The organism is Allobranchiibius sp. GilTou73, assembly GCF_021391335.1.
In the GTDB taxonomy this organism is placed as follows: Bacteria; Actinomycetota; Actinomycetes; order Actinomycetales; family Dermatophilaceae; genus Allobranchiibius; species Allobranchiibius huperziae.
This window is the reverse complement of sequence record NZ_CP090051.1, coordinates 886,133-909,762: the sequence shown is the minus strand read 5'-3', so window position 1 is coordinate 909,762 and position 23,630 is coordinate 886,133. Positions and strand designations below refer to the sequence as shown.

The window sequence follows — 23,630 nt, the reverse complement described above, 5'->3', positions numbered from 1 at the left end:
GTGCCGTGCGCAGATCACGTCGGTGATGCTCCCCGGGACACCGGTCGGCGTCCTGGCGATGTGTCTACACTCACACCAGCGAAGGGCCTGTTCTGCATGGATAACCGGGCCCGTGTACTGCCGTCGAACCATGCTTTGCCAGATCATGGCAAGAGCCTTCGCGACCACGCAGTCAGGAGCCGGCGATGACGAACTCCCCTTCGCAGAGCCCACAGATCACCGTCAACGGGACCCGCCGGTCCCTGGCCCGGACCCCCTCCTACCTCAGCCTGCTGGACTATCTGCGCGGGCAGGGTCTGACCGGCGCGAAGGAGGGGTGCGCCGAGGGCGAGTGCGGCGCCTGCTCGGTGCTCGTGTCCCGGCCGGACGGTGCGGGTTCGTCCTGGGTCGCGGTGAACGCGTGCCTGCCGCCGGCCGTCGGGTACGACGGCCAGGAGATCGTGACGGCCGAAGGCCTCGGCGGGAGCGACGGACTGCACCCCGTGCAGGAGGAGATGGCCCACCGCGGAGGCTCCCAGTGCGGTTACTGCACACCGGGATTCGTGTGCAGCATGGCCGCCGAGTACTACCGCGCGGATCGTGCGCCGGCGGCGCACGGCGCCGACTCGGCGACCTCTTCGACGACCGTCGCGATGGACACCGGCGCCGAGACCTCCACCGATCACGAGCACGGCCCGAACGGCTTCGACCTGCACGCGCTCTCGGGGAACTTGTGCCGGTGCACCGGGTACCGCCCGATCCGCGACGCTGCGTACGCCCTGGGCCGGCCGTCGGCGCAGGACCCCCTCGCGCACCGCCGCAGTGAACCGGCACCCGAGGCCGTCCCGACCCGCGTCACCGACGGGGTGCACGAGTTCGTCCGCCCGTCCACGCTGCACGAGGCCATGACCCTGCTGGGCGACGACCGGGAGACCCGGCTGGTCGCGGGATCGACCGACTGGGGGGTCGCCGCCAACCTGCTGATGGCGCGCTCACCCGTGCTGGTGGCCATCGACCGGCTCCCCGAGCTGCGTGAGCTGCACGAGGGCCCCGACCACGTCGAGATCGGCGCCGCGCTCACCCTCTCGGAGATCGAACGACGCCTCGACGGCCGCGTGCCGTTGCTGGCCGAGCTCTTCCCGCAGTTCGCCTCCCGTCTGATCCGCAACGGAGCCACCCTGGGGGGCAACCTCGGCACCGGTTCGCCCATCGGCGACAGCCCTCCCGTCCTGCTGGCCCTGGAATCACAACTGGTGCTCGCCAGCACCCGGGGTGAGCGGGTCGTGCCGCTGGCCGACTACTTCACGGGGTACCGGCAGACCATCCGGGACAGCGACGAGCTGATCAAGGCCGTCCGGATCCCGTTGCCGCTGGCCGCGTCCGCGGCGTTCCACAAGATCGCCAAACGCCGGTTCGACGACATCTCCAGCGTGGCCGTGGCGTTCGCGGTCGACATCGAGGACGGCGTCGTACGCCGCGCACGGATCGGGCTCGGCGGCGTCGCCGCGACCCGCTGCGCGCCTACGAGACCGAGGCCGCCCTGGAGGGCCGGCCGTGGACCCTGCAGACCGCGCAGGCCGCGGCCCGGGTGCTCGGCGCGACCGGCACACCCATGGACGACCACCGGGCCAGCAGCCGGTACCGCGCGGCGATGCTGCGTACGGCGCTGCTCAAATTCCACTCGCAGACCGCGACGAAGGAGGTCGACGCATGAGCTCACTCTCCGAACGTCCCGCCAACCCTGTCGTCGGGCACCCGATTCCGCACGAGGCTGCCGACCTGCACGTGACGGGGAGGGCGCTCTACACCGACGATCTCGTCGGTCGCACCAAGGACTGCCTGCACGCCTGGCCGGTGCAGGCCCCGCACGCCCATGCCGCGGTCACCCGGATCGACACCTCTCCGGCGCTCGACGTCGAGGGCGTCGTCCGCGTGCTCAGTGCCGACGACGTGCCGGGCGTGAACGACGCGGGGGTGAAGCACGACGAGCCGCTCTTCCCGACGGAGGCCATGTTCTACGGCCACGCCATCGTGTGGGTGCTCGGCGAGACCCTCGAGGCCGCCCGGCTGGGTGCCGCGGCCATCGAGATCGACTACGAACCGCTCCCCTCGCTGATGACGGCCCGGGAGGCGATCGCCGCCGAGGCCTTCCAGGGCGCCCAGCCCCACATGGAGCGGGGCGACATCGACCGCGGGCTGCAGGACGCCGCGCACGTCTTCCACGGCGAATTCGAGTTCAAGGGCCAGGAGCACTTCTACCTGGAGACCCACTGCGCGCTGGCCATGGTCGACGAGAACGGTCAGATCTTCGTACAGAGCAGCACCCAGCACCCGAGCGAGACGCAGGAGATCGTCGCCCACGTCCTCGGTCTGCACTCTCACGAGGTGACCGTCCAGTGCCTGCGGATGGGCGGCGGCTTCGGCGGCAAAGAGATGCAGCCGCACGGCCTCGCGGCGATCGCCGCTCTGGGTTCGGTGCTCACCGGGCGCCCGGTGCGCTTGCGCCTGAACCGCACCCTCGACATGTCCATGACCGGCAAGCGGCACGGTTTCCACACCCAGTGGCGGGTCGGCTTCGACGCCGACGGTTCGCTGGTCGCGCTGGACGCGACGCTCACCGCCGACGGTGGCTGGAGCCTGGACCTGTCCGAACCGGTGCTCGCGCGGGCGGTCTGCCACATCGACAACGCGTACTGGATCCCCAACGTGCGGGTCAACGGTCGCATCGCCCGGACCAACAAGACCTCGCAGACGGCGTTCCGCGGGTTCGGGGGGCCTCAGGGGATGCTCGTGATCGAGGACATCCTCGGCCGGTGCGCCCCGCTGCTCGGCAAGGACCCGGCCGACCTGCGCCGACAGAACCTCTACGGCCCGGACCAGACCACACCGTACGGTCAGCCGGTCCGACAGTGGGACCGGCTGGAACGCGCCTGGGAGCAGGTGGTCACCGACGGTGACATCACACGACGGCAGCAGGAGGTCGCCCGTTTCAACGCGACGCACGCCGACTCCAAGCGAGGACTCGCGCTGACGCCGGTGAAGTTCGGCATCTCCTTCAACCTCACGGCCTTCAACCAGGGCGGCGCGCTCGTGCTGGTCTACAAGGACGGATCGGTGCTCATCAACCACGGTGGCACGGAGATGGGCCAGGGCCTGCACACCAAGATGCTGCAGGTCGCCGCGACCGCGCTCGGCGTACCCCTGACCACCGTCCGACTCGCTCCCACACGGACCGACAAGGTGCCCAACACCTCTGCCACCGCTGCCAGTTCGGGTACCGACCTCAACGGTGGCGCCATCAAGAACGCGTGCGAGCAGATCAAGGAGCGGCTCACCCAGGTCGCCTCTCAGCACTTCGGTGTGAGCCCGGCCGACATCCGGTTCGAGGACGGGGTGGTGTCGGCGATCGGGAGCAGAGCCGAGCCGATGCTGTGGGCCGATCTGACCCAGCGCGCGTACTTCCAGCGCGTGCAGCTGTCGGCGGCCGGTTACTACCGCACCGAGGGGCTGCACTGGGACTCTTCGATCATGCAGGGCGAGCCGTTCAAGTACTTCGCCAACGGCGTGGCCGCGGCCGAGGTCGAGGTCGACGGTTTCACCGGCGCGTACCGCACGCGGCGCGTCGACATCGTGCACGACGTGGGAGAGAGCCTCTCTCCGCTGGTCGACATCGGGCAGATCGAAGGCGGCTTCGTCCAGGGCGCCGGTTGGATGACGCTCGAGGAGTTGGTCTGGGACGAGAGCGACCGGCCGACCCGCGGCAAGTTGGCGACGCAGGCTGCCAGCACCTACAAGCTGCCGAGCTTCTCGGAGATGCCCGAGGTCTTCAACGTGGCGCTGCTGGAGCAGGCCCACGAGGAAGGTGCGGTCTACGGCTCCAAGGCCGTGGGCGAACCCCCGCTCATGCTCGCTTTCAGCGTGCGCGAGGCACTGCGCCAGGCCGCCGCCGCATTCGGTGCGCCCGGCGGGAGCGTCGAGCTCGGATTGCCCGCGACACCCGAGGCGGTCTTCTGGGCGATCGAGGACGCCCGATCCGGTCGCACCGACGGCGGCATGGAACGCGGCTCGCGCGCCCAACAGCACGTGCCGGACCAACCGGGTCCCGATGCGCACCCGATGCACCCGCGCTCCGAAGAGCTCGCGAGCGAACCGGCCAAGGCCTGATCGCGATGCATTGGATCGACGCCATCGCACGCTTACGCGCTGGGAGAGAGCCCGGCGTCCTCGTGACGCTCACCTCCGTGCGCGGTCACGCGCCTCGCGAGGCCGGCGCCAAGATGGTGGTGTCCGCCGCAGAGGAGTTCGGCACCATCGGAGGCGGCAACCTCGAGGCCACCGCGGTGGCCCGCGCCCGTGCCATGCTCGCCGACGGTGCCCGATCGCCGCAGTCGTTGGAGCTGGCGCTCAACGAGCGCGCGCCGGTGCAGCACGGCACACAGTGCTGCGGTGGCGAGGTGCAGATGCTGTTCGAGCCGCTGCCGGTGGTTGCGTCCGTCGCGATCTTCGGGATGGGCCATGTCGGTGTGGAGCTGTCGCGGATCCTCTCCCGGCAGGACCTGGAGCTGCACCTGGTCGACTCGCGCGCAGCCTACGCCGTGCCCAGACTTCCTGCTGTGTACGACGATTCGCCGGCCACGCTCCACTGGCACCACTCACCGGTGCCCGAACTGGTGCTCGGTCAGGTGCCGGCCGGCACCCACGTGCTGGTGATGACGCACGATCACGCCGAGGACGCGGCCCTGTGCGACACCGCGCTGCGCTGCACCCACCTGGGCTCGATCGGACTGATCGGATCGTCGGCCAAATGGCGCCGCTTCGAGAAGCGGCTACTCGAGGAGGGCCACTCGCCCGAGTCGCTGACGCGAATCACCTGCCCGGTCGGGATCCCCGACCTGGTCGGCAAGGAGCCGGCGACGATCGCGGTGTCGGTCGCCGCCGCGCTGCTACAGACCGTGGCGGCCGAGGCTGCTGCCGCCCACCCCACTTCGAGGACGCGCACGTGACGCTCTACCGGGCCACCGTGCTCGACACCCCCCAGGATCCGTTCGCCGGTGGCCGGCTGCGCGCCGAGCAGGACGGTGGACTGCTCGTCCGCGACGGCACGATCCTCGCCCGCGGCGGTTACGCGCAGCTGCGGCGGGACCACCCGGGCGAGCCCATCGAGACCCTCGACGGGGGACTGCTGCTCCCCGGCTTCGTCGACACCCACGTGCACTACCCGCAGGTGTGTGCCATCGGCGGCCTCGGTATGCCGCTGCTGGACTGGTTGCAGCGCTGCGCGCTGCCGGAGGAGGCCCGACTGGCCGACCCGTCGTACGCCGTGGCGACCGCCGACGACTTCGTGCGATCACTGGTGCGCTCCGGCACCACGAGCGCGCTGGTCTTCGGCGCGCACTTCGCTCCCGCCGTGGACGCGCTCTTCAGCCGGGCGGCGGCGACCGGACTGCGCATCACCAGCGGGCTGGTGCTGAGCGACCGGATCCTGCGCGATGACCTCTTGACCTCGGCCGACGTCGCTCTGGAGCAGAGCCGTGCCCTGGCGGACAGGTGGCACGGCACGGGTCGGGCAAGGTACGCCGTGACCCCGCGGTTCTCCCTCTCCTGCGGCGACGATCTCCTCTCGGTGTGCGGTGAGCTGCTCGATGAGATTCCGGGCGGCTGGATGACCACCCACGTCAACGAGAACACCGTCGAAGTGGCGCAGGTGGAGGAGTTCTTCGGCACCAGTTACGTCGGCAGTTACGACAAGCACGGACTCGTCGGCCGCAGGAGCGTCCTCGCGCACAATGTGCACGCCACCGACGAGGAGCTGCGGTTGCTCGCCGATCACGGCGCGGGGGTCGCGCACTGCCCGACCAGCAACTCCTCCCTCGGTAGCGGGAGCTTTCCGCTCCGGCGGCATCTGGAGCACGGCGTACCCGTGGCCCTCGGCACCGACGTGGGTGGGGGCACCGGTTTCTCGATGTTCAAGGAGGGGCTGCAGGCGTACTTCATGCAGCAGCTGCTCGGCGCGGACGGCGTGCCGCTCACCGCGGCACATCTGCTGCACCTGGCGACCTCGGCCGGCGCCGCCATGCTCGGCCTGGACGACGTCGGCGACCTGTCCGTCGGCAAACGCTTCGACGCGGTGTGGCTACGCGGCGCGGACGACGGCGCGTTGCAGGTGAACCTGCGCAACGCGCTCGACCCCGACAACGCACTGGCGAAAGCGTTCGCCCTGGGGACCGACGCCGACGTGGCGGGAGTCTGGATCGACGGCGAGCGCGTCACCGACTGACTTTCGCCCTGCACATCGGGGCACATCCGCCCCGCTCTGCATGTCCGAATCCAGGCTCTCGTCGACTGTCAGAGAAACCTGCCGTTGTCAGATCTGACCGGTGTCTGCGCAGGTCAGAGGCCTGCCCAGTTGCCTCGCTGTCAGGGGACACCCGATGCCTACCGGACACCCGCACCTCTCCCGCACGGTGATTGCAGGCGACGGCTCCGCTCCGGGGCGCGCCCCACACCACCACGGAGGGACATCTGATGAGGAACCTGCACAAGACCCTGACCCTGGCCGGCGTCGCGGTCGCGATCGCCACCCCGACCCTGGCGTGCGCGAGCCCGGCCCAGGCCGCGTCGCGGGACGGCAAATGCAACACCGGCGAGTTCTGCCTCTACTTCAACAGCAACGAGGGTGGGTCGGTCTCCGACTTCACCGGCCCGATCGCCGACTACGGCGCGACGCAGCCCAGCTGCTACGTCTTCAAGGGAGCCGGCAACGGCAAGGGCAAGTGCGTGAAGAACAACGCCGCGTCGGTCTGGAACCGCACCGGCAAGACGATGCGGGTCTACTTCAACAGCAACTACGGGGGCGCGTCGCAGTCCTTCGCGGCCGGCGCGAAGGGAAATCTGAACGCCACGCTGAAGAACAACAACGCCTCCCACGGCGTGCCGAGCACCTCGACCGGCGCGCAGACCCCGCGCAACGACTACGACGGCAACCCGCGCGGATTCGCCCAGGACAACTGCACGGCGTTCGCGGCGTACCGGATCGCCAGCCGGCTGCACACGCCGAAGTTCAACAACTACTGGAAGGGCGTGCACTGGGGCGACGCCGGCAACTGGGACAACGCCGCCCGCGCGGCCGGCGTGAAGGTCGACAAGACGCCGAAGGTGGGCGCCATCGCGGTCAACGACGTGCACAAGGTCGGGCACGTCGCGTACGTCAACAAGGTCTACTCCGACGGGTCGTTCGACGTGGAGGAATACAACTGGAACAACAAGCTGCGCTACGGCACCCGCTCGCACGTGCGGGTCAACAGCGGCCAGGCCTCCTTCCAGTGGATGCTCCACTTCTAGGCCGCTGAGGACATCTCATGAAGAAGACCTCACGCACGGCACTCGCCGCGATCGCCGGTACGACGATGGTCCTGGGCGGCGGGATGGCCCTGTCCTCCCCCGCCCATGCGGCCTCGCGCAACGGCAGCTGCGACAGCGGCGACTTCTGTTACTACTTCAACAGCAACCAGAAGGGATCGGTGTCGGACTTCACCAGCTCGCTGGACGACTACGGCACCACCCAACCCACCTGCTACGAGTTCAAGGGCGCCGGCACCGGGAAGGGCAGGTGCGTCAAGAACAACGCGGCATCGGTCTGGAACCGCAGCGGGCACACGGTGCGGGTGTACTTCAACAGCAACTACGCGGGCGCGTACCAGGACTTCGAGCCGGGCACGAAGGGCAACCTGAAGCCAGGGCTGAAGAACAACGACGCATCCCACCAGTTCCTGCGCAACACACCGCCGGTGACCGGGTGCAAGACCGACGGCACGGACACCAAGCTGCCGAGCTCGATCCTGGTCTATCGGACCGGGAGCGGGCGGGTGGAGCGGGTGGCGTTCAAGACGTACGTCAAGAACGTGCTACCCAACGAGTGGGTCTCCAGCTGGCACTCGGCCTCGTTGAAGTCCGGCGCCATCGCGGTGAAGAGCTTCGGCTGGTACTTCGCGCTGCACTCGGAGTCCAAGACCCCGAGCGGTCACTGCTACGACGTCCGCGACGACACCGGGAGCCAGGTATACCGGCCCGGTTCGGCGACGGCCGCGACCAACAGCGCGGTCGATGCGACCTGGGGCACCAGGATGACCCGCAGCGGCAAGATCCTGCAGGCGCACTACTGCTCCTCGCCGTCCGTCTGCAGCGCCTGGGTCGCCGGTGACTGGATGTCTCAGGACGGCTCAGAGAGCATGGCGGCGAAGGGGGACAGCTACAGCTCGATCCTGCGGCACTACTACCGCGATATCGCGCTCACGTCCTGACACCGACGTCGCAGGCGCCCACCGTGGTCGGTACGCCGACCGCGGTGGGCGCACCGGTGCCTCGCCGCCGGGGCGTGGCAGGACGACGGCCTCACTCGGGCTCGTCCTCGTCGCTCTCGCTGCATACGTTCGCCGCGAACCGGGCGGATCGCTCCTGCAGACCCTGTATCCGCCGCTCGATCAGCGCGGCGCGGTCCACCGGATCGTCGCTGCCGACCTCCTCGATGCTCGGCGTGCGCCGCACGTTGCGCGAGCACCGGAAGTCCGCGCAGATCAAGGTCCCGACGGTGTTGCCGCGCCTGCCGAGGGCGCCGGCGCGCCGGGCGACGTACATGTGGGCGTCCTCGGTGGCGGCGATGTCCTGGCACCAAGCGCACATCGCCTTGCGGAGCACGGCGGAGCGGGCCGCAGTGCGCAGCACGATCCCTACCGGCCCCTCGCCCGTGGGGAGCACGACGTAGGACATCTGGGGGCGCTTGGCATCGGTCCAGCCCAGGTAGTCCAGGCGCTCCCAGTCCAGGGGCTCGAGGTCGGGCAGGGTCGCCTGGGCGACCTCGCGTCGGGAGGCGTTGACGAACGACGCGCGCAGGTCGGTATCGGTGAGGGGGTGCATGAGGATGGCGTTCGGTAGGGGGAAGGGGCACGGCTGACGTCGGTCAGGCCGCCCGTCACCTTCGCACGACGCCGGACGAGACGCACAACGATTTTCGCCTCGGTGCGTGTGCACGACCCGCGAGCCTGCTCAGCCTTCATCGCCGACGGTGTCACGGCCGTCGGGTGCGTCAGCGAGGTCGGCCTCCGCCTGCTCCCGCAGCCGCAGGATGAGCGCGCGGGTGTCGCCGAGCAGCAACTCTGCTCGACCGACCGGGGTGAGGCGGTCGAACTCGAAGCCGTCGGGGAACGAGCTGCAGCTCCAGTCGCTGCGGGTGCCCCACTCCGAGCGGGCGGCGTGGTCGCCCGCCAGGAACCGTGCCACGGCGTTGCCCTGCTCGCTCAGATAGTTCCTGAGCGAGAGCGCGTCGAGCACCTCCCGTTGCGTGAGTTTCTTGGCGCCGAACAGCCCGTTGGCGTGCCCGATGGCCCAGCAGGCCGCACCGACGAGCACCGCGGCGGACCACCCTGCCGCGCGCGGGAAGGGACCCTCGAGCACGAGCAGGACGGCGCGTCGCAGGGCGACGGTCGTCTCGGCGTCGAAGCAGCTCCGGGCGACCTCGCCGACCAGCTCCTCGATCCGATCGTCCGCCTCGCTCCAGGGACGCGTGGCGCGGACCAATGGGTCACCGTCGGCGACAAGGGGAACGTCGTCGAGAGCGGCCAGCGCTGCCTCACCACCGACGAACCTTGCGAGCAGGTCCAGCTTGCGCCGGGCGTTCCGGGCCGGCGTGGGTTGCAGGCGACCTCGCTCGAACCGGTCGTACGGGTCGTCGTACGTCGGGTAGGCGTCGGGCCAGGTGACCGGAAGGTCGGGCAGGAGTGTCTCGTGGCGCTCGTGCACGACCCGCCCGTCGAGCAGGGTGAGATAGGTGACCGTGGAACTGGTCGGACCGGGCCGGCCGGCTCGTCGGGGTGCGGCGGGGTACGGCAGGACGTTCTCACTCATGATGGCCTCTGTTCGCAGATCGGATCCCGCGACGGTAGAGAGCATGCGACCGGCGCAGCAGGCCTTCTGCGCCGGGTGTGGAAAACCCACGCCGCCCGGCGTGGCTGTGGACGCGACCCAGGCGTCGTGCCCGGTTCCGGGACGGCCCGACGTCAGCCAATGCCGCGGACGCGACGCGCGGCCGTCGCAAGCCCCATCCGCAGGATCGGTCCACGACAGGGACCGATCCACAGATGCATGGGCTCGCCACGCACCACTCCGCTCCGCCCGGCCGCGACGTACGCCAGTTCTCGCAGTCGCCGCAGATCTGGCAGCGTCAACGGCAGAGGTCGCTCGGCGGCGTGGAATCGGGTGCCGACCGGGTGCTGCCCGCCGTCGGCCCCGAACTCGATGTGACCGCCCAGGATCGTCTCGGCTCCGGCACGCTCGGCCAGCGCCAGCATCCGGTCGAGGCTGTCCTGCAGCGCCCGCAGGTCCTGCACGTAGAGGCGACCTGGGTAGGCCGTGTCGCCGCTCAGCAGGAGCCCTCGCGACGGGTCGGCGACGACGATCGACCGGACGTCGTGCCCCGGGATCCCGGACACCAGCAGCTCACGATCGCCGAGATCGAAGGACGCGACACCGCCGGGCCACGGATCGATCCCGAAGTACGCCCGCACCGAGTCCTGGTCGACCCCGACGACCGTGATCCCCTCGCGACCGGCGAATTGCCCGTCGCCACGGACGTGGTCACCGTGCCCGTGCGAGTGGGCCACCACCAGGTGGTAGTCGCTCGGACCGTGCCGCGCCACCCAGTCGTCGACCAGCGCGCTGACCGTCGGCTGCAGCGGCATCTGCTCGACGTCGGCGACGTCGCCGGTGTCGAGCAGCAGAGCCCGGCGCGTGCCGAACAACAGGTAGAGGAAGGGCGCCTCCCAGGTGGCGCGCATCGACTGCCGCAGCACGAACGTCGCGTCGTCCACGCGCCGTACCTGCAGAACCGGTCCGGGATCCGCACCGCGCCGGCTCCCTCGGATCCACGGCCGATCAAGAGGCTCGTCGTCCAGAAGCACCTGCGGGGGCAAGGTCGGCATCGTCGAACCCTCCCACGGGGGCCGCCGGATCGTCAGCGGCTCCACGGCGAGGGGTCTTCGTCTGCGGTTCACGTGGAGTTCGCCGTCTTCGAAGGGAGCTCTCAGTTTGGACCGATGGGCTGGATAGGTCCTCGGGAACCGTTCTGCCAGAGAGAGATCCATGACCTTTCGAACTCGCCCTGCCGCCGTCGCCGTGGCCACCGCCGCCGCTCTCGCCGCGGGAGCGCTGCGGCGTACGCCGCACCGGGTCACGCGGCCGCGCCGCATGCCCAGAAGCACGTGCTCCTGCTGTCCGTCGACGGTCTGCACCAGAGCGACCTGCAGTGGTACGTCGCGCACCATCCGGCATCCGCACTTGCGCGGCTCGTCGACTCCGGCACGTCGTACACGCACGCGAGGACGCCGTTCCCGTCGGACTCCTTCCCGGGTCTGGTCGGTCAGCTGACCGGTGGCGACCCGCGCACGACGGGCGTCTACTACGACGTCACCTACAACCACGCGCTGTTGCCGGCGGGTACGACGCACTGCAAGGGTGCCGCGCTCGGCGCGGCCGTCAACTTCGACGAGACGATCGACAAGGACTCCACCCGCCTGGACGCGGGTCAGGGCCTCGCGGGTCTGCCGGGCTCGATCCTGAACATGACCGGTCACCCGAGCACGCTGATCAACCAGGCCGCGCTGCCGGTCGACCCGGCGACCTGCAAACCGGTGCAGCCCAACCAGTATCTCGAGGTCAACACCGTCTTCAACGTGCTGCACCGCGACAGGCTGCGCACGGCGTGGTCGGACAAGCACCCGGCGTACAGCATCCTGCAGGGCAGGAACGGCAACTCGATCGATGACCTCTTCACCCCGGAGATCAACAGCGATGCCCCGGCCGGCGGTGACTGGACCACCGACAACGCCTCGACGCAGCAGTACGACCACTACAAGACCGAAGCCGTCCTCAACGAGATCAACGGCTTCGACCACTCGGGCAAGCACCGGGTCGGCACGCCCGCGCTCTTCGGGATGAACTTCCAGTCCGTCTCCACCGCGCAGAAGCTGCCGAAGTCCGACGGTCTTGCCGGCGGCTACCTCCCGGGCACCCGCACCCCCGGGCCGCTGCTCAGCAAGGCGCTGAACTTCGTCGACACCGAGGTCGGTTCCCTGGTCACGCGCCTGCAGAAGGACGGCCTGGCCTCGAGCACGACCGTCATCCTGTCGGCCAAGCACGGCCAGTCGCCGATCGATCCGACGCAGCTGACGCGGATCGACGACGGCCCGATCATCGACGGTATCGACAAGGCATGGGCGGCACGCCACCCCCAGAACACGTCATTGGTGGCTCAGAGCCTCGACGACGACGGCATGCTGCTGTGGCTGTCGGACCGCTCGGCCTCCGCGACGGCGTTCGTCAAGGCGTACCTGCTCGCCCACCCCGCGACGGGCAACACCGTCACGGGCGGGTCGCGCACGCTCCCGTCCTCGGGCCTGACCGCGGCGTACGCCGGTGCCGGCTCGGCCGCGTACTTCGGTGTCCCGCAGAGCGACCCGCGGCACCCTGACGTGCTGGGCATCGCCCACCAGGGTGTCGTCTACACCGGCGGCACCAAGAAGATCGCCGAGCACGGCGGCGCCTCGGGTGACGACCGCGACGTCCCGCTGATCGTGGCGTCCGCGGCCGAGAAGGGCCGCGGCCGCTCGATCGGCTCCCAGGTCGAGACCACCCAGATCGCGCCCACGATCCTGACGGTCCTCGGTCTCAACCCCCGTGAGCTGCAGGCAGTGGACATCGAGCACACGCGAGTGCTGCCCGGCATCCGCCACCACCGCGACTGATCCGGTTCGGCGACACGGTCACCGGCGGCACCCAGCGTGCCCGCCGGTGACCGCTTGGTCGTCGCGGGTCCATCGAGGCCGTGTCCGGTCAGAAGCGCCGGGCATAGCGCATCCGCAACGGGCGCCCGTCGGGGTCGTAGACGACCCGGTAGAGCGGTGTCGCCCAGGCCAGGGTGCGACGCGTCAGGTGCGGTCGCCGATAGGGCCGCAGCCTTCCCGGTGGCCGGTCTCCGACGGCACCTGCGTCGTGCCACGCCTGCAGGCGTGCGGCACTCGCGGCGAACGCCTCGAACGCTCGCGACGGATCGATCAGGTCGGTGTCGTCGTCCAGGTCCAGGTGCTCGCGACCGAGCTCGAGTCGCAACGAGCGGGCGAACGCGCGGGCACCGTGACCGAAGCGGTCGAGCATGTGCGGCTCGCGGGTGTCGCGAGCATCGTCCACGACCGCGCACGCCAACTCAGAGTCGTGCGTCCAGGACCGGCGGTTGATGTTGTCCGAACCGACGCTGGCCCACACATCGTCGACGACGCAGACCTTCGCGTGCACGTACACCGGCGTCCCGGCCGGATTCTCGACGCCGTAGACGGCCACGCGGTCCGGAGCCGCGTCGTACAGCGTGTTCAGCGCCGCCTGCCGTCCCACCAGGTTCGGCGGCATCGACAGCCGTCCGTCCTGGTCGGGGTAGTGCGGGATCACCGCGATGAGGTGCAGCGACGGTCTGCTGCGCAGCGCCTCCGCGAAAGGGGCGACGATCTCGGAGTTCCAGAGGTACTGGTCCTCGACGTAGATGATCCGCTCGGCCCGCCGAACGGCCTTGGTGTAGGCACGCGCCACACTGCGCTCGCCCTCGGGAGCGAACGGATAGCCGGGGTGCCGGTTGCCGTAGGTGCGGGTCAGCTGGATGTTCGCACTGCCCCGCGGTCCGGGGTCCGGCTGCTGGGTGGGCAGTGGGCCGGCCGTGCGGGTGTCGTGACGTAACCGCTCGCTCAGCACGTTAACCGGGTTGCGGCTGAGCGGGGCCGGGTCCTCCCAGCGCTCGCGGAAGGTGGCCTCCACGTCAGCCACCGCCGGACCGTGCACCATCAGCTGGATGTCGTGCCAGGGCGGACGCTCGCCGTAGACCGCCGCCATCGGCTGCTTCTGCGGATCACCCTCGTGCCGTGCGTCGTCGCGTCTGCTGTGGCACAGGTCGATGCCGCCGACGAACGCGACGTCGAGCTCGGGACGGTCGAGGTGACGCAGTACGACGAACTTCTGATGGTGGGACGCGCCCGGGCGCACCCGCATATCGAGGAGGCATTCGCCCCCCGCGGCCTCGATCTCCTCACCGAGGTGGCGGTTCTGCTGTTCGCTGAACGAGAGCTTGTCCAGGTGCGAACGCCAGACCAGCCCCTTGACCACGACCCCTCGACCGGCCGCCTCGGAGAGGGCTGTCGTGACCTCGAGACCGTGCTCGTCGAGACGCTGATCGGGGTCGCCGCGCCAGTCGGTGAACATCACCAGGTCACCCGGGCGCATCTGGACGAGACAACTCACCAGCCGGTCGAAGTACGTCGCCCCGTGAACGAGAGGAACCACCTCGTTCCCCGACGTCCACGCCAGACCGTCTGCATGGCGACGGTCCAGACGGGTTGCGGGATTGCCGCGCTCAGTAGGGCTGAGGAACCACTCGGCGACATCCATCGCCCCATCCAACAGTGCCGCTGGGGTGCGGTGTGCCATCCGGGCCGAACCCGCCGAGACCTGCAGACCTGCAGGAAGAGCTCGTCGAGGGCAGCACCGCGGCGTACGCCGGCGCACTGCACGCCGGTCAGAGCGTCTGCACCCTCAGCCGGCTGCCGAGTACTGCGGACAAAGACTGTGCCGCCTTCCGGAGTGACGCCGTGGCGCCGGCCGACTCGCCATCGAGCCACCGCACCCGCACAGTGTCGCCGGCGCGCTCCCACGTGCCGCTGAACCTTCCGCCGATCAGCACCGTATTGGCTCCTCGGGTAGCAAGGACCCGGTGCTTCGGCGGCACGACGTGCGTGTCCGACGTGCCCGCACCCATGACCCACTGGTCGTAGCCCGGCAGGAGGACCACGTCGCGGGTCGGCGTGGCACTCACGATGTCCGCCGCGTGCTCGGTCAGGCACAGCGCCGCGTCACCGTCGATGACCAGTTCGGTCAGCTCGTCCGCCATGTCCTCTATCCAGCGCGCCAGCCTCCTGCGCCCCGCGCTGAGCCCCTGCGCCAGCCAGTGGTCGATGTGGTCGCGCGTCGCGGGCCCGTACGCCGCGAGGTAGGCCCGGATCGCCGACGGTCCCGCGTCGTCGAGGTCTCCGAGCCCACGCCACGTCGGAATCGAATCGAACGAGCGGAAGGTCGCGGCCCCGTCACGCGAGGGCGCGAAACACAGGTCGCCCTGCCAGCAGAAGGGTTTGAGGAAGGTGTGCGACCGGTCCTCGAAGGCCTGCCGCAGGTGCCGGTGCGCCGGGTCCTTCGCCACCGCCTGCGCCAGTTCGTGCTGGCTGAGCGGCCCGTCGCTCAGCGCCTCGCGCACGGCAGCCCGCAGGCGCGGCCAGTCGCCAGGCTCCAGACCGTAGAACGTGCGCCAACTCGCAAGCTCCCATTGCCGGCCGGCACCACGTACGGACATGTGCACCGCGGCGTTGTCGGGCGTCATGAGATGCGTGGCGCCCCGGAAGGCGTAGACGCAGACGACCCGGCCGGCGGCGATGGCGGCGTCGACATCACCCTTCTCGGAATCACCGACGCGTAGTCGGATGGCGGTCGACGCATCCCCGAGCCACGCGGGCACCGCCACGAGGCGCCCCACCACGTCCTCGACCGACCCCGCCGGATCGGCTATCAGGTGGTGACGCCGCAGGCGCCAGCCCAGAGCCGCGGCCCAACTCGACGCCACCGCTGACGCGAGATGCGAAGGGGCCCTGGAGTGTCAGCCCTTGAAGACGTCGAGCTTGTCGAACTTCTCCGCCAGCAGGTAGTACACCGCCAGGCGCGGGTTGGCCTTGCCGTCCTTCATCTGGGCCAGCACGTCCTTGATCGCCGCGTCGAGTTCGGCGTCGCTCTGCTTCAGGCCGAGCTTCTTCTTCAGGAAGTTCTCTCGGACGGTCTTGAGCTCGGCGGGGTCGCTGGCCGACACCAGCGACGCATCGCGGTTGCTGAGAACGAGGCGATAGGTCGAGGCCATCTTGTCGATGATCTCTTTGTCGGCATGCGGTGCGTAGGCGTGAACGCTTTCGTGAGCAGTGGCCACAGCAGTTCCTCCATTGAAAGAGACCTGGTTCCTTCTTTGTGAGAGTAGCGCTGTTCCTGCTGCGCCGACATAGCTGCGATGGAAGTGCTGGTGGCTGTGCAGCGCCTGGATCCGCGCTGGTCGCACGGTGGTTCCCAGGCGATTCCGTTGCGCAGGCGCCGGTGCGATCAGTGCTTTCACGCAGCCGAGAGCGGAACCGGCATACCGCCGCCCGACAGGCGGCCCGGGAGACCCGGCAGTCAGCCGGGCAGCCGTCAATTCTGCGTAGGAATGACGTCAAAGGTCCGTCAGTGACCGCTCCGGCGGCACGTTTGTTCCTAACGTCGATCGCATGGGCGATACGACCTGTCGAACGATCACTCATGCCTCCATCGCGGCGCCCGCCACGGCCGCGAGGCTGCTCACCGACGGCTTCACGATGGTCCGGTACGACCATGGTTTCCGTTACGACGCGGGAGTCTTCGACATCGACTCGACGCTGTCACCCGATAACCTCATCGCCCTCGTGCACCGGCAGGCGCGTTGCTGGGGACGCAGCACGGTGTGGCGGCACGGTGTCAGCCCGGCGACCGGGCCGACCGCCCTGCGGGACGCCCTCGTCGCCGTCGGCGGCGTGGTGGCGGCGCAGCACACGGTTCTGTAGCGAGAGCTGATGCGGCGAGGCCAGGAAGGCGTGCCGGACCCACTGCTCAGCGTCACGCGGTTGCACGCCGGCGCGCTGCCCCGCGTTCGCCGCCTGCTGGCACTCGAGCAGCACGAGGACACCGACCTGGATCTCTCCCGTCGCCATTGCGTCTCGATCCATCCGTCGGAGACGCACGTCCTGGCGCGGCTGCAGGGCAAACCCGCAGGCACCGCGGCCGTGTCGTTCGCCGGCAGCGAGGAGGCGCACCTCTGGGGAGCGGCGACCGCGTGCTGGGCTCGGCGCCGCGGTGTCTATCACGCCCTCGTCACGGCACGACTCGAACTCGCCCGCCGGCGCGGGTGCCGGGTCGCCATCACCCGGGCGCACCCGCGGATGGCTCCGATGCTTGCTGAGATGGGCTTCGGCACGCGGTGCGACGAGCTCCTGATGCGGACGACTCTTCGCTGAATCGCGCCGCGAGCGTCCGACAGGCAGAAAACACCGGCCGCAGAGGCCATCGACCAACGCGTCGATGGGCGTCAGCCGGTAATCCGAGAATTTGTGGCGGCATCGCTGCATCAGCGGGACGATCTGTTGTGTTTCCTACTCACCGGACGAAGGATCCGCCATGACAGACCAGAAGAGTGACGCACCCGGCCCCGCCGCCTCTCCCCCACCTCGATCCGACTCCCAGCCTGCATCCCCATGACGTCTACGTGCAGGCCTACGAACGGTGGGTCGGCGATCATCTCGAGCACGTGCGCGCGTACTTCCGGCAGGCAAAGTCCGACGCCACGCCCATGACCAAGGAGAAGCAGGCGGAACTGCTGGAGTACCTCAAGGGCGAGTCCAAAGGCATCCAGGCCGACGAGGAAGAGGTCAACAAGCGTCTGGAGTCGGACAAGGCCAAGCTGGAGCAAGCCAGCGGTCAGGAAGCCAAGGACCTCAATGAAGATATCGACGAGATGGGAAAGAAGTCCGCAGAACTGACCGACGCCAACAACACGATTCAGAGCCGAATCCGCGAAGTCGGTGCAATGCACCCCGCCCACTGAACGGTCAGAATTCCTGGCTCAGAATTCCTTGGCCATGTTGGTGAACCGGCTGTAGTGACCTTGGAATGCCAGCCCGATGGTGTCGGTGGGTCCGTTGCGGTGCTTGGCCACGATCAGGTCGGCTTCGCCCGGCCGCTCGGAGTCGCGGTTGAAGGCGTCGTCGCGGTGCAGCAGGATCACCATGTCGGCGTCCTGCTCGATCGATCCGGACTCGCGCAGGTCGCTCATCATCGGCTTCTTGTCGGTGCGCTGCTCCGGGCCACGGTTCAACTGTGAGATGGCGATGACCGGTACGCCGAGCTCCTTGGCGAGCAGCTTCAGCGCACGGGAGAACTCCGAGACCTCCTGCTGGCGTGACTCCACGCGCTTGCCGCTGCTCATGAGCTGCAGGTAGTCGATGACCACCAGCCGCAGGTTCTCGCGCTCCCGCAGCCGCCGGCACTTGGAGCGGATCTCCATCAGCGACATGTTCGGCGAGTCGTCGATGAAGAGCGGCGCCTCGGCGATCCGCCCCATCGTGGACGCCATCTTGGTCCAGTCCTCTTCGCGCATCGATCCCTTGCGCATATGCTGCAGCTGGATGTTCGCCTCCGCCGACAGCAACCGCATGGTGATCTCCGAGCGGCTCATCTCCAGGCTGAAGACGATCGAGGTCAGCCCGTTCTTGATGGACGCGGCCCGAGCTATATCGAGGCCCAACGTGCTCTTGCCGACAGCGGGCCTCGCGGCGACGACGATCATCTGACCGGCGTGCAGGCCGTTGGTGAGCTGGTCCAGTTCGGTGAACCCGGTCGGTACGCCGGTCATCTGACCGGCGGTGCTGCTCGCCGCCTCGATCTCGTCGGCGGTCTCCTCGATGACGTCGCCGAGCCGGACGTAGTCCTCCTTGTCCTTGGACCCGGTGACCTTGAAGATCTCCGCCTGCGCCTCGTTGATGACGTCGACGACGGACCCGCCGCCGCTGGCGTAGCCCATCTGAGTGATCCGCGTGCCGGCCTCGACGAGCCGCCGCAGCACAGCCCGCTCGGCGACGATCGTGGCGTAGTAGCCGGCGTTCGCCGCGGTGGGCACCGACTGGATCAGTTCGTGCAGGTAGGCCTGTCCGCCGATCCGGGCGAGATCGCCTCGCTTGCCCAGCTCGTCGGCGACGGTGATCGCATCGGCGGGCTCACCTCGGCCGTAGAGATCGATGACGGCTTCGTAGATGGCCTCGTGAGCGGGCCGGTAGAAATCGACCCCGCGGACGGCTTCGGCCGCGTCGGCGATCGCGTCCTTGCTGAGCATCATGCCGCCGAGCACGGACTGCTCAGCGTGCACGTCCTGCGGGGGGAGCAACGGGTCGCGCGACCCACCGCCGAACGCACCTTCGAGTTCAGCGATCGACACGCGCATCCCCTTCTCTTTCGGACATACGTCGCACTCCATCACCGAGCACCGACAACGCAACAGAACGAATGCAACAGACAGAACAGGCAAGCCGTGCAAGACACCCACGTGACGGGCGCCGACCGACTGCCCGTGCGCGCACCCGCCCGCTGCGAGAGCGGAGAGCAGACGGCAGCTGCCAGGTGACCGGCGTGACATGTGACGGGCGAACGCCGTTCGGGAGCGGCTGCGTGGACACCGTAGAACCCCGGAGGGGGAGACACCAAAGCGTTGTTCACCTGCCCTCGGGACAACTTGTGGGAAAGCTGGGGAAACCGCCGAAGGGCTGTGTGCACAGGGTGTGGATAACGGTGTGGAAAATCATCGTGGAGTTGCGTCGCACGGCCCTGACCTGCATGGATGTCGTCCACCGGGTGTGGACGAAAAGTATTTTCAGAGGGCGTCCGCATGCTGGCGAGCGCTCCCGGTGCGGTGTTCGGACCGCCCGGAACACCGCCCCGGGCATCCCGTGCAGGCGTCCGCACGGCATGCAGAGCGGCCGCGCACACCCGAAGGTGTGCGCGGCCGCGTCTGGTGCTGCGAGCGGTCGTGCGACCGTCAGCGCAGGGTGCCGAAGTTCGAGACGTTGATGTAGGTCTGAATCCGCACGACCGCGCCGGGGTAGGGCGCCGCGATCATCTGGCCGTTCCCGAGGTAGATCCCCACGTGGTAGGCCGGCGATCCGAAGAACACCAGGTCCCCGGGCAGCGGCGAGGACGTGGAGCGCATGTAGGCCTGCTGCGCGGCCGCCGTCCGCGGCAGGGTCAGGCCGGCGTGCGAGTAGGCGTACTGCGTCAGCCCCGAGCAGTCGAAGCCGGCCGGAGTGGAGCCTCCGTAGACGTAGGGCACGCCGAGGTACTGCTTGGCGATGCTGATGACCTGCGAGAGCTTCGCGGTCGTCGTGGTCGACGACCCACCGCCAGAACCACCGCTGACCGGGGCCGTCGTCCCGGGAGGGGGTGAGGCTGAGGCCACAGGGCATCCCGCCGAGGGCGCCCCAGGTGGCGCGACCCACGACCCCGCGCCCGTCGGCGGTGATCCCGTACCGGGACTGGAAGCTCTGCACCGAGCTCAGGGTGTGCGGGCCGAAGTCGCCGTCCGCGGTGACGCCGAGCCTGCTCTGCAACGCCGCCACCAGGGAGCCGGAGGCGCCGTACCGCACCACCTTGACGGTGCAGGTGGGGGCCGGAGCCGTGCCGGTGGAGGGGAAGCCGCCGAGCTTGGCCCACGTCAGCGGGCCGACGATGCCGTCCGTGGCCAGACCGTAGCGTCCCTGGAAGGTCTTCACCGCCATCAGCGTGCGCGGGCCGAAGTCGCCGTCGGCGGTCACGCCGAGACGCTGCTGGGCGATCTTCACCAGGGACCCGCTCGAACCGACCTTGAGGACGACGACCCGTGCGCTGGACGTCGCCGCCATGGCCGGCGCCGACAGAGCGACTCCGCCGACGATGGCCGCGGTGCCGAGCGCGACGCCCCCGACCACGACGGTGCTGCGCGGTGTCAGGACCGGTCCGACCTTGGCGGTCATTCCCGGGCGGTGCCTCATGTGGCGCGGGCTGGTTGTCGTCGTCATCGGAGCCTCTCGGTGGCGTCGGGCCGCGACGGGCTGTTGAGCCCATCGCGGGTAAGCGGCAGTTCGTACGCGATGTCGCTCGTCGTCCGCGGTCACGGCCCCGACCGCGACAAGAGGACTATGCCTGGCGTGTGGCCAATGTGAAAGGTGGGATTTCTGCGACTCGCCGCGCAGATGGTTGACAGCGGAAATTGCACGCTTGTGACTTACATCGTTGTATTTTCAAACGAATTCGCGCAATTCCGGGATATTCGCCGCCCCTCCCGGCCGTGAAGTCACAGGCAGGTCATTCAATGTTCGAACAACATGCCGAAAGAATTTCGATATCCATGCCTGTCCACTATGTGAGACGGCTCTTGACTATGGCGTCCATGAATAGTGCGGACTGAATGATGCAAAGAATTCGCCGGGGATACGAGAAGGCCCGGCCCCCGAAAGGGCCGGGCCTTCATCAGGTCCCGAAACAGATCTCCGAGGAGATCAGACGCGACCGAAGTAGTGCGCGCCCCAGATCGCGTGCACGTGGATGCGCGTGCCCGGCTTGGCGGAGTCGATCATGTTGTTGCCGCCGACGTAGATACCGACGTGGTGCGCCGGGTAGCCGTAGAAGACCAGGTCGCCGGGTCGCGGCGACGACACGCGCCGGGTCGCGTTCGCCTGCGCGGCGGCGGTGCGGGGCAGGCTGTGCCCGACCTGGCGGTAGACGTAGGACGTGAAGCCGGAGCAGTCGAAGCCGCGCGGCGTCGAGCCACCGTAGACGTAGGGCACTCCGGTGTACCGCTCGGCGATCGAGACGACCCGCGAACCTGAGGCCGACGGCTTGGGCGCGGTCGACGCGCTGCCGGGGAAGCCACCGAGCGCGCGCCAGGTCTGCGGGCCGACGTAACCGTCACGCGCGAGGTGCTTGATGCGCTGGAAGTTCTTGACAGCGTGCAGGGTGCGCGCATCGAAGCGGGAGGTCTGCGGGATGTGCAGACGCTTCTGCACGACCTTGACGTAGTAGCCGGTCGAGCCCGTGTGCAGGACGACCACGTGGGCGCTCGACGCCGATGCGGTCGAGGCGGTGGAGAGCTCGGTCGCGACCAGGCCCGGCACGACGACCGCAGCGCCGATGCCGACCGCGGCGCCACGGCGACCGACGGAGGACAGGAAGCGGTGGGGCTCGTGCTTGAGATGGCGAGGGGTGTAGGAACCCATGAGGACGTAATCCTTCGACAGTCGGAGACAGGCTGAGACAGCTGACCGGACACGTCCGCGCGATAGTGCACGGGGAGCCCGACGTACCGCGGTCAGAACCCCCGTGCTGGTCCGCGACGGGATGACTATGCCCTAGTTCAAGGCTTCACCAAATTCACTCCGCAGAATGTTCTCGGCCTCTATCGCCGCAGACAGCGGCGAGGCCCCCAGGTCGCCCCGTGACCATTCCGTGACCGATCCCCGGAATGACGGGGCAGGACGCGGTTCGAGACACCGCCTGCCATGCTTGAAGATTCCGTCCGGTCGATGAGATAGAACTGTCCCACATGGTGGACATGGCTATCGAGCCTTCCCCCTCTAGCCTGTCCCGCATGGAGCGCAGCGACACCCGGACGATTTTGCGTCTCGCCGTCCCCGCTCTGCTGTCCCTGGTCGCCGAACCACTCTTCCTGCTGGCGGACTCCGCCATCGTGGGGCATCTCGGCGTCGCGCCGCTCGCGGGTCTCGGGGTGGCCAGCGCGGCACTGCTCACCGCTGCCAACGTCTTCGTCTTCCTCGCGTACGGCACGACCTCCCTCGTCGCGCGGTGGGTGGGCGCCGGCCGGCAGGGCGACGCGCTGGGCGCGGGCGTCGATGGGATGTGGCTCGCGATCGGGGTGGGAGTCGTGACCGCGCTCCTGGTGGCCCTCTTCGCGACTCCCGTGTGCCGGGTCTTCGGCGCCGGTGGTGAGGTGCTGGCACAGGCTGCCGTCTACCTGCGCATCAGCGCTCTCGGCCTGCCGGCCATGCTGCTGGCCCTCGCGGCCACGGGAGTGCTGCGCGGGTTCCAGAACACCGTCACGCCGCTGGTCGCCACCACCGTGGGGTTCGCGGCCAACCTCGCACTCAACCTCGTCCTGGTCTACGGCGTGCACTTGGGCATCGCGGGCTCGGCCTACGGCACCGTCATCGCCCAGTGGGGCATGGCCACGGGACTGGCCGCAGTCGTCCTGCGGCGCGCGACGGCCGAGGGGGCCTCCCTTGTTCCACGACCGAACGGGGTCCTGCGGTCGGCCCGTCACGGCGTACCCCTGCTCGTGCGCACCGTCGCGCTGCGCGCCGTTCTGCTTCTCACCACCTGGGATGCCACGGCGCTCGGCGACATCCCCCTCGCGGCACACCAGGTCGCGATGACGGTCTTCGGCTTCCTCAGCTTCGTCCTCGACGCGCTCGCGATCGCCGCGCAGTCCCTCACCGGGACGGCGCTCGGGGCCGGTGACACCGCGCTGGTGCGCTCCCGCACCCGGTTGATGCTGGGCTGGAGCCTGGGCGCCGGATGTGCGGTGGGTGTGCTGCTCGGACTCATCCACACGGTGCTGCCGCCGGTGTTCACGCCGGACGCCGGCGTACGCAGCGCGCTGGCCGCCGCGCTGGTGGTCATCGCACTTCTGGCACCGGTCGCGGGGGTCGTCTTCGTACTCGACGGGGTGCTCATCGGCGCGGGTGACGGACGAGCTCTGGCGGTGGTGCAGACCGTGCTGCTACTCCTCTACGCACCGGTGGCGATCGTGCTCCACGCGCACGCCGCCGACCTCGCACGGCATGGAGCCCGCACATCGGTCGTCGCGCTGTGGTGTGCCTTCGCGACGTACATGATCGCTCGAATGGCTTTGCTACTGCTGCGTTCTCGCTCGGATCGGTGGCTGGTGCCCGGCGCGTGACAGCACGTGGGCGCACGCATCC

General features: G+C 69.0%; 19 protein-coding genes and 2 pseudogenes. 11 read left to right on the top strand and 10 right to left on the bottom strand.

Annotated features, from left to right (window positions below; genetic code table 11):
- Nucleotides 1–185: 185 nt before the first annotated feature.
- The 6 genes and pseudogenes from LVQ62_RS04530 to LVQ62_RS04505 all read left to right on the top strand — a co-directional run bounded on the left by LVQ62_RS04530 (nt 186) and on the right by LVQ62_RS04505 (nt 8,279).
- Nucleotides 186–1,693: pseudogene (locus LVQ62_RS04530) on the top strand (xanthine dehydrogenase small subunit).
- Complete coding sequence (xdhB, locus tag LVQ62_RS04525; RefSeq protein ID WP_233765638.1) at nt 1,690–4,143, top strand: xanthine dehydrogenase molybdopterin binding subunit; 2,454 nt, start codon at nt 1,690–1,692, stop codon at nt 4,141–4,143. Before LVQ62_RS04530 ends, xdhB begins: the two are co-directional and overlap by 4 nt.
- 5 nt (nt 4,144–4,148) lie before the next feature.
- Nucleotides 4,149–4,982, top strand: a complete 834-nt coding sequence (xdhC, locus tag LVQ62_RS04520) for a xanthine dehydrogenase accessory protein XdhC (protein ID WP_233765635.1) — start codon at nt 4,149–4,151, stop codon at nt 4,980–4,982.
- The gene (locus LVQ62_RS04515) at nt 4,979–6,256 is read left to right on the top strand and encodes a guanine deaminase (RefSeq protein ID WP_233765633.1); all 1,278 of its coding nucleotides are present in this window, start codon (nt 4,979–4,981) and stop codon (nt 6,254–6,256) included. Before xdhC ends, LVQ62_RS04515 begins: the two co-directional genes overlap by 4 nt.
- Before the next feature lie 248 nt (nt 6,257–6,504).
- A complete protein-coding gene (locus LVQ62_RS04510) occupies nt 6,505–7,320 on the top strand; it encodes a CHAP domain-containing protein (RefSeq protein WP_233765631.1) in 816 nt (271 codons plus the stop codon).
- Nucleotides 7,321–7,337: 17 nt separating this feature from the next.
- Nucleotides 7,338–8,279 (top strand): SpoIID/LytB domain-containing protein, encoded by a 942-nt coding sequence (locus LVQ62_RS04505; protein ID WP_233765629.1) that lies wholly within the window; start codon nt 7,338–7,340, stop codon nt 8,277–8,279.
- A gap of 91 nt (nt 8,280–8,370) precedes the next feature.
- Here LVQ62_RS04505 and LVQ62_RS04500 read toward each other — a convergent pair whose 3' ends face one another.
- The 3 genes from LVQ62_RS04500 to LVQ62_RS04490 all read right to left on the bottom strand — a co-directional run bounded on the left by LVQ62_RS04500 (nt 8,371) and on the right by LVQ62_RS04490 (nt 10,841).
- Nucleotides 8,371–8,892, bottom strand: a complete 522-nt coding sequence (locus LVQ62_RS04500) for an FBP domain-containing protein (RefSeq protein ID WP_233765627.1) — start codon at nt 8,890–8,892, stop codon at nt 8,371–8,373.
- 129 nt (nt 8,893–9,021) lie between these two features.
- The gene (locus LVQ62_RS04495; RefSeq protein WP_233765625.1) at nt 9,022–9,879 is read right to left on the bottom strand and encodes a hypothetical protein; all 858 of its coding nucleotides are present in this window, start codon (nt 9,877–9,879) and stop codon (nt 9,022–9,024) included.
- A gap of 152 nt (nt 9,880–10,031) precedes the next feature.
- Nucleotides 10,032–10,841: an MBL fold metallo-hydrolase gene (locus tag LVQ62_RS04490; RefSeq protein WP_233765623.1), complete on the bottom strand. Its 810-nt coding sequence runs from the start codon at nt 10,839–10,841 to the stop codon at nt 10,032–10,034.
- 390 nt (nt 10,842–11,231) lie between these two features.
- Here LVQ62_RS04490 and LVQ62_RS04485 point away from each other — a divergent pair, with 390 nt between their 5' ends.
- Nucleotides 11,232–12,773: an alkaline phosphatase family protein gene (locus LVQ62_RS04485; RefSeq protein WP_233765621.1), complete on the top strand. Its 1,542-nt coding sequence runs from the start codon at nt 11,232–11,234 to the stop codon at nt 12,771–12,773.
- An 88-nt stretch (nt 12,774–12,861) separates the two neighbouring features.
- Here the strand turns inward: LVQ62_RS04485 and LVQ62_RS04480 are convergent, their stop codons facing one another.
- The 3 genes from LVQ62_RS04480 to LVQ62_RS04470 form a co-directional block, all read right to left on the bottom strand.
- Nucleotides 12,862–14,352: a phospholipase D-like domain-containing protein gene (locus tag LVQ62_RS04480; RefSeq protein WP_233765619.1), complete on the bottom strand. Its 1,491-nt coding sequence runs from the start codon at nt 14,350–14,352 to the stop codon at nt 12,862–12,864.
- A 232-nt stretch (nt 14,353–14,584) separates the two neighbouring features.
- Nucleotides 14,585–15,679, bottom strand: coding sequence for a DNA glycosylase AlkZ-like family protein (locus LVQ62_RS04475; protein ID WP_208052768.1), 1,095 nt, complete (start codon nt 15,677–15,679; stop codon nt 14,585–14,587).
- Between the two features lie 33 nt (nt 15,680–15,712).
- The gene (locus LVQ62_RS04470; protein WP_218883780.1) at nt 15,713–16,213 is read right to left on the bottom strand and encodes a DUF2853 family protein; all 501 of its coding nucleotides are present in this window, start codon (nt 16,211–16,213) and stop codon (nt 15,713–15,715) included.
- A 151-nt stretch (nt 16,214–16,364) separates the two neighbouring features.
- On the opposite strand from LVQ62_RS04470, the gene LVQ62_RS04465 reads away from it, so the two are divergent.
- The 3 genes from LVQ62_RS04465 to LVQ62_RS04455 all read left to right on the top strand — a co-directional run bounded on the left by LVQ62_RS04465 (nt 16,365) and on the right by LVQ62_RS04455 (nt 17,713).
- On the top strand, nt 16,365–16,676 hold the full coding sequence (locus tag LVQ62_RS04465) for a hypothetical protein (RefSeq protein WP_233765602.1): 312 nt from the start codon (nt 16,365–16,367) through the stop codon (nt 16,674–16,676).
- Between the two features lie 30 nt (nt 16,677–16,706).
- Nucleotides 16,707–17,126 carry a GNAT family N-acetyltransferase gene (locus tag LVQ62_RS04460; protein ID WP_233765600.1) on the top strand — a complete coding sequence of 140 codons (420 nt, stop codon included), beginning with the start codon at nt 16,707–16,709 and terminating at the stop codon, nt 17,124–17,126.
- Between the two features lie 248 nt (nt 17,127–17,374).
- Nucleotides 17,375–17,713, top strand: a complete 339-nt coding sequence (locus LVQ62_RS04455) for a hypothetical protein (protein ID WP_233765598.1) — start codon at nt 17,375–17,377, stop codon at nt 17,711–17,713.
- An 18-nt stretch (nt 17,714–17,731) separates the two neighbouring features.
- Here LVQ62_RS04455 and dnaB read toward each other — a convergent pair whose 3' ends face one another.
- The 4 genes and pseudogenes from dnaB to LVQ62_RS04425 form a co-directional block, all read right to left on the bottom strand.
- Nucleotides 17,732–19,099 carry a replicative DNA helicase gene (gene dnaB, locus LVQ62_RS04450; protein WP_370639669.1) on the bottom strand — a complete coding sequence of 456 codons (1,368 nt, stop codon included), beginning with the start codon at nt 19,097–19,099 and terminating at the stop codon, nt 17,732–17,734.
- Nucleotides 19,100–19,696: 597 nt separating this feature from the next.
- Complete coding sequence (locus LVQ62_RS04445) at nt 19,697–20,113, bottom strand: C40 family peptidase (protein ID WP_304504474.1); 417 nt, start codon at nt 20,111–20,113, stop codon at nt 19,697–19,699.
- A 67-nt stretch (nt 20,114–20,180) separates the two neighbouring features.
- Nucleotides 20,181–20,432: pseudogene (locus LVQ62_RS17725) on the bottom strand (peptidoglycan-binding protein); the annotation flags it as partial.
- A 759-nt stretch (nt 20,433–21,191) separates the two neighbouring features.
- Nucleotides 21,192–21,908, bottom strand: a complete 717-nt coding sequence (locus LVQ62_RS04425) for a peptidoglycan-binding domain-containing protein (RefSeq protein WP_233765593.1) — start codon at nt 21,906–21,908, stop codon at nt 21,192–21,194.
- A gap of 371 nt (nt 21,909–22,279) precedes the next feature.
- Between LVQ62_RS04425 and LVQ62_RS04420 the strand changes: the two genes are divergently transcribed.
- Nucleotides 22,280–23,608, top strand: a complete 1,329-nt coding sequence (locus tag LVQ62_RS04420) for an MATE family efflux transporter (RefSeq protein WP_233765591.1) — start codon at nt 22,280–22,282, stop codon at nt 23,606–23,608.
- Nucleotides 23,609–23,630 lie beyond the last annotated feature (22 nt).

Excerpts from the sequence above, each read along its gene's own strand:
- xdhB (WP_233765638.1), top strand. The coding sequence starts at position 1,690 with ATGAGCTCACTCTCCGAACGTCCCGCCAACCCTGTCGTCGGGCACCCG.
- xdhC (WP_233765635.1), top strand. The coding sequence starts at position 4,149 with ATGCATTGGATCGACGCCATCGCACGCTTACGCGCTGGGAGAGAGCCC.
- LVQ62_RS04510 (WP_233765631.1), top strand. The coding sequence starts at position 6,505 with ATGAGGAACCTGCACAAGACCCTGACCCTGGCCGGCGTCGCGGTCGCG.
- LVQ62_RS04505 (WP_233765629.1), top strand. The coding sequence starts at position 7,338 with ATGAAGAAGACCTCACGCACGGCACTCGCCGCGATCGCCGGTACGACG.
- LVQ62_RS04500 (WP_233765627.1), bottom strand. The coding sequence starts at position 8,892 with ATGCACCCCCTCACCGATACCGACCTGCGCGCGTCGTTCGTCAACGCC.
- LVQ62_RS04495 (WP_233765625.1), bottom strand. The coding sequence starts at position 9,879 with ATGAGTGAGAACGTCCTGCCGTACCCCGCCGCACCCCGACGAGCCGGC.
- LVQ62_RS04465 (WP_233765602.1), top strand. The coding sequence starts at position 16,365 with ATGGGCGATACGACCTGTCGAACGATCACTCATGCCTCCATCGCGGCG.
- LVQ62_RS04425 (WP_233765593.1), bottom strand. The coding sequence starts at position 21,908 with ATGGGTTCCTACACCCCTCGCCATCTCAAGCACGAGCCCCACCGCTTC.
- LVQ62_RS04420 (WP_233765591.1), top strand. The coding sequence starts at position 22,280 with ATGGAGCGCAGCGACACCCGGACGATTTTGCGTCTCGCCGTCCCCGCT.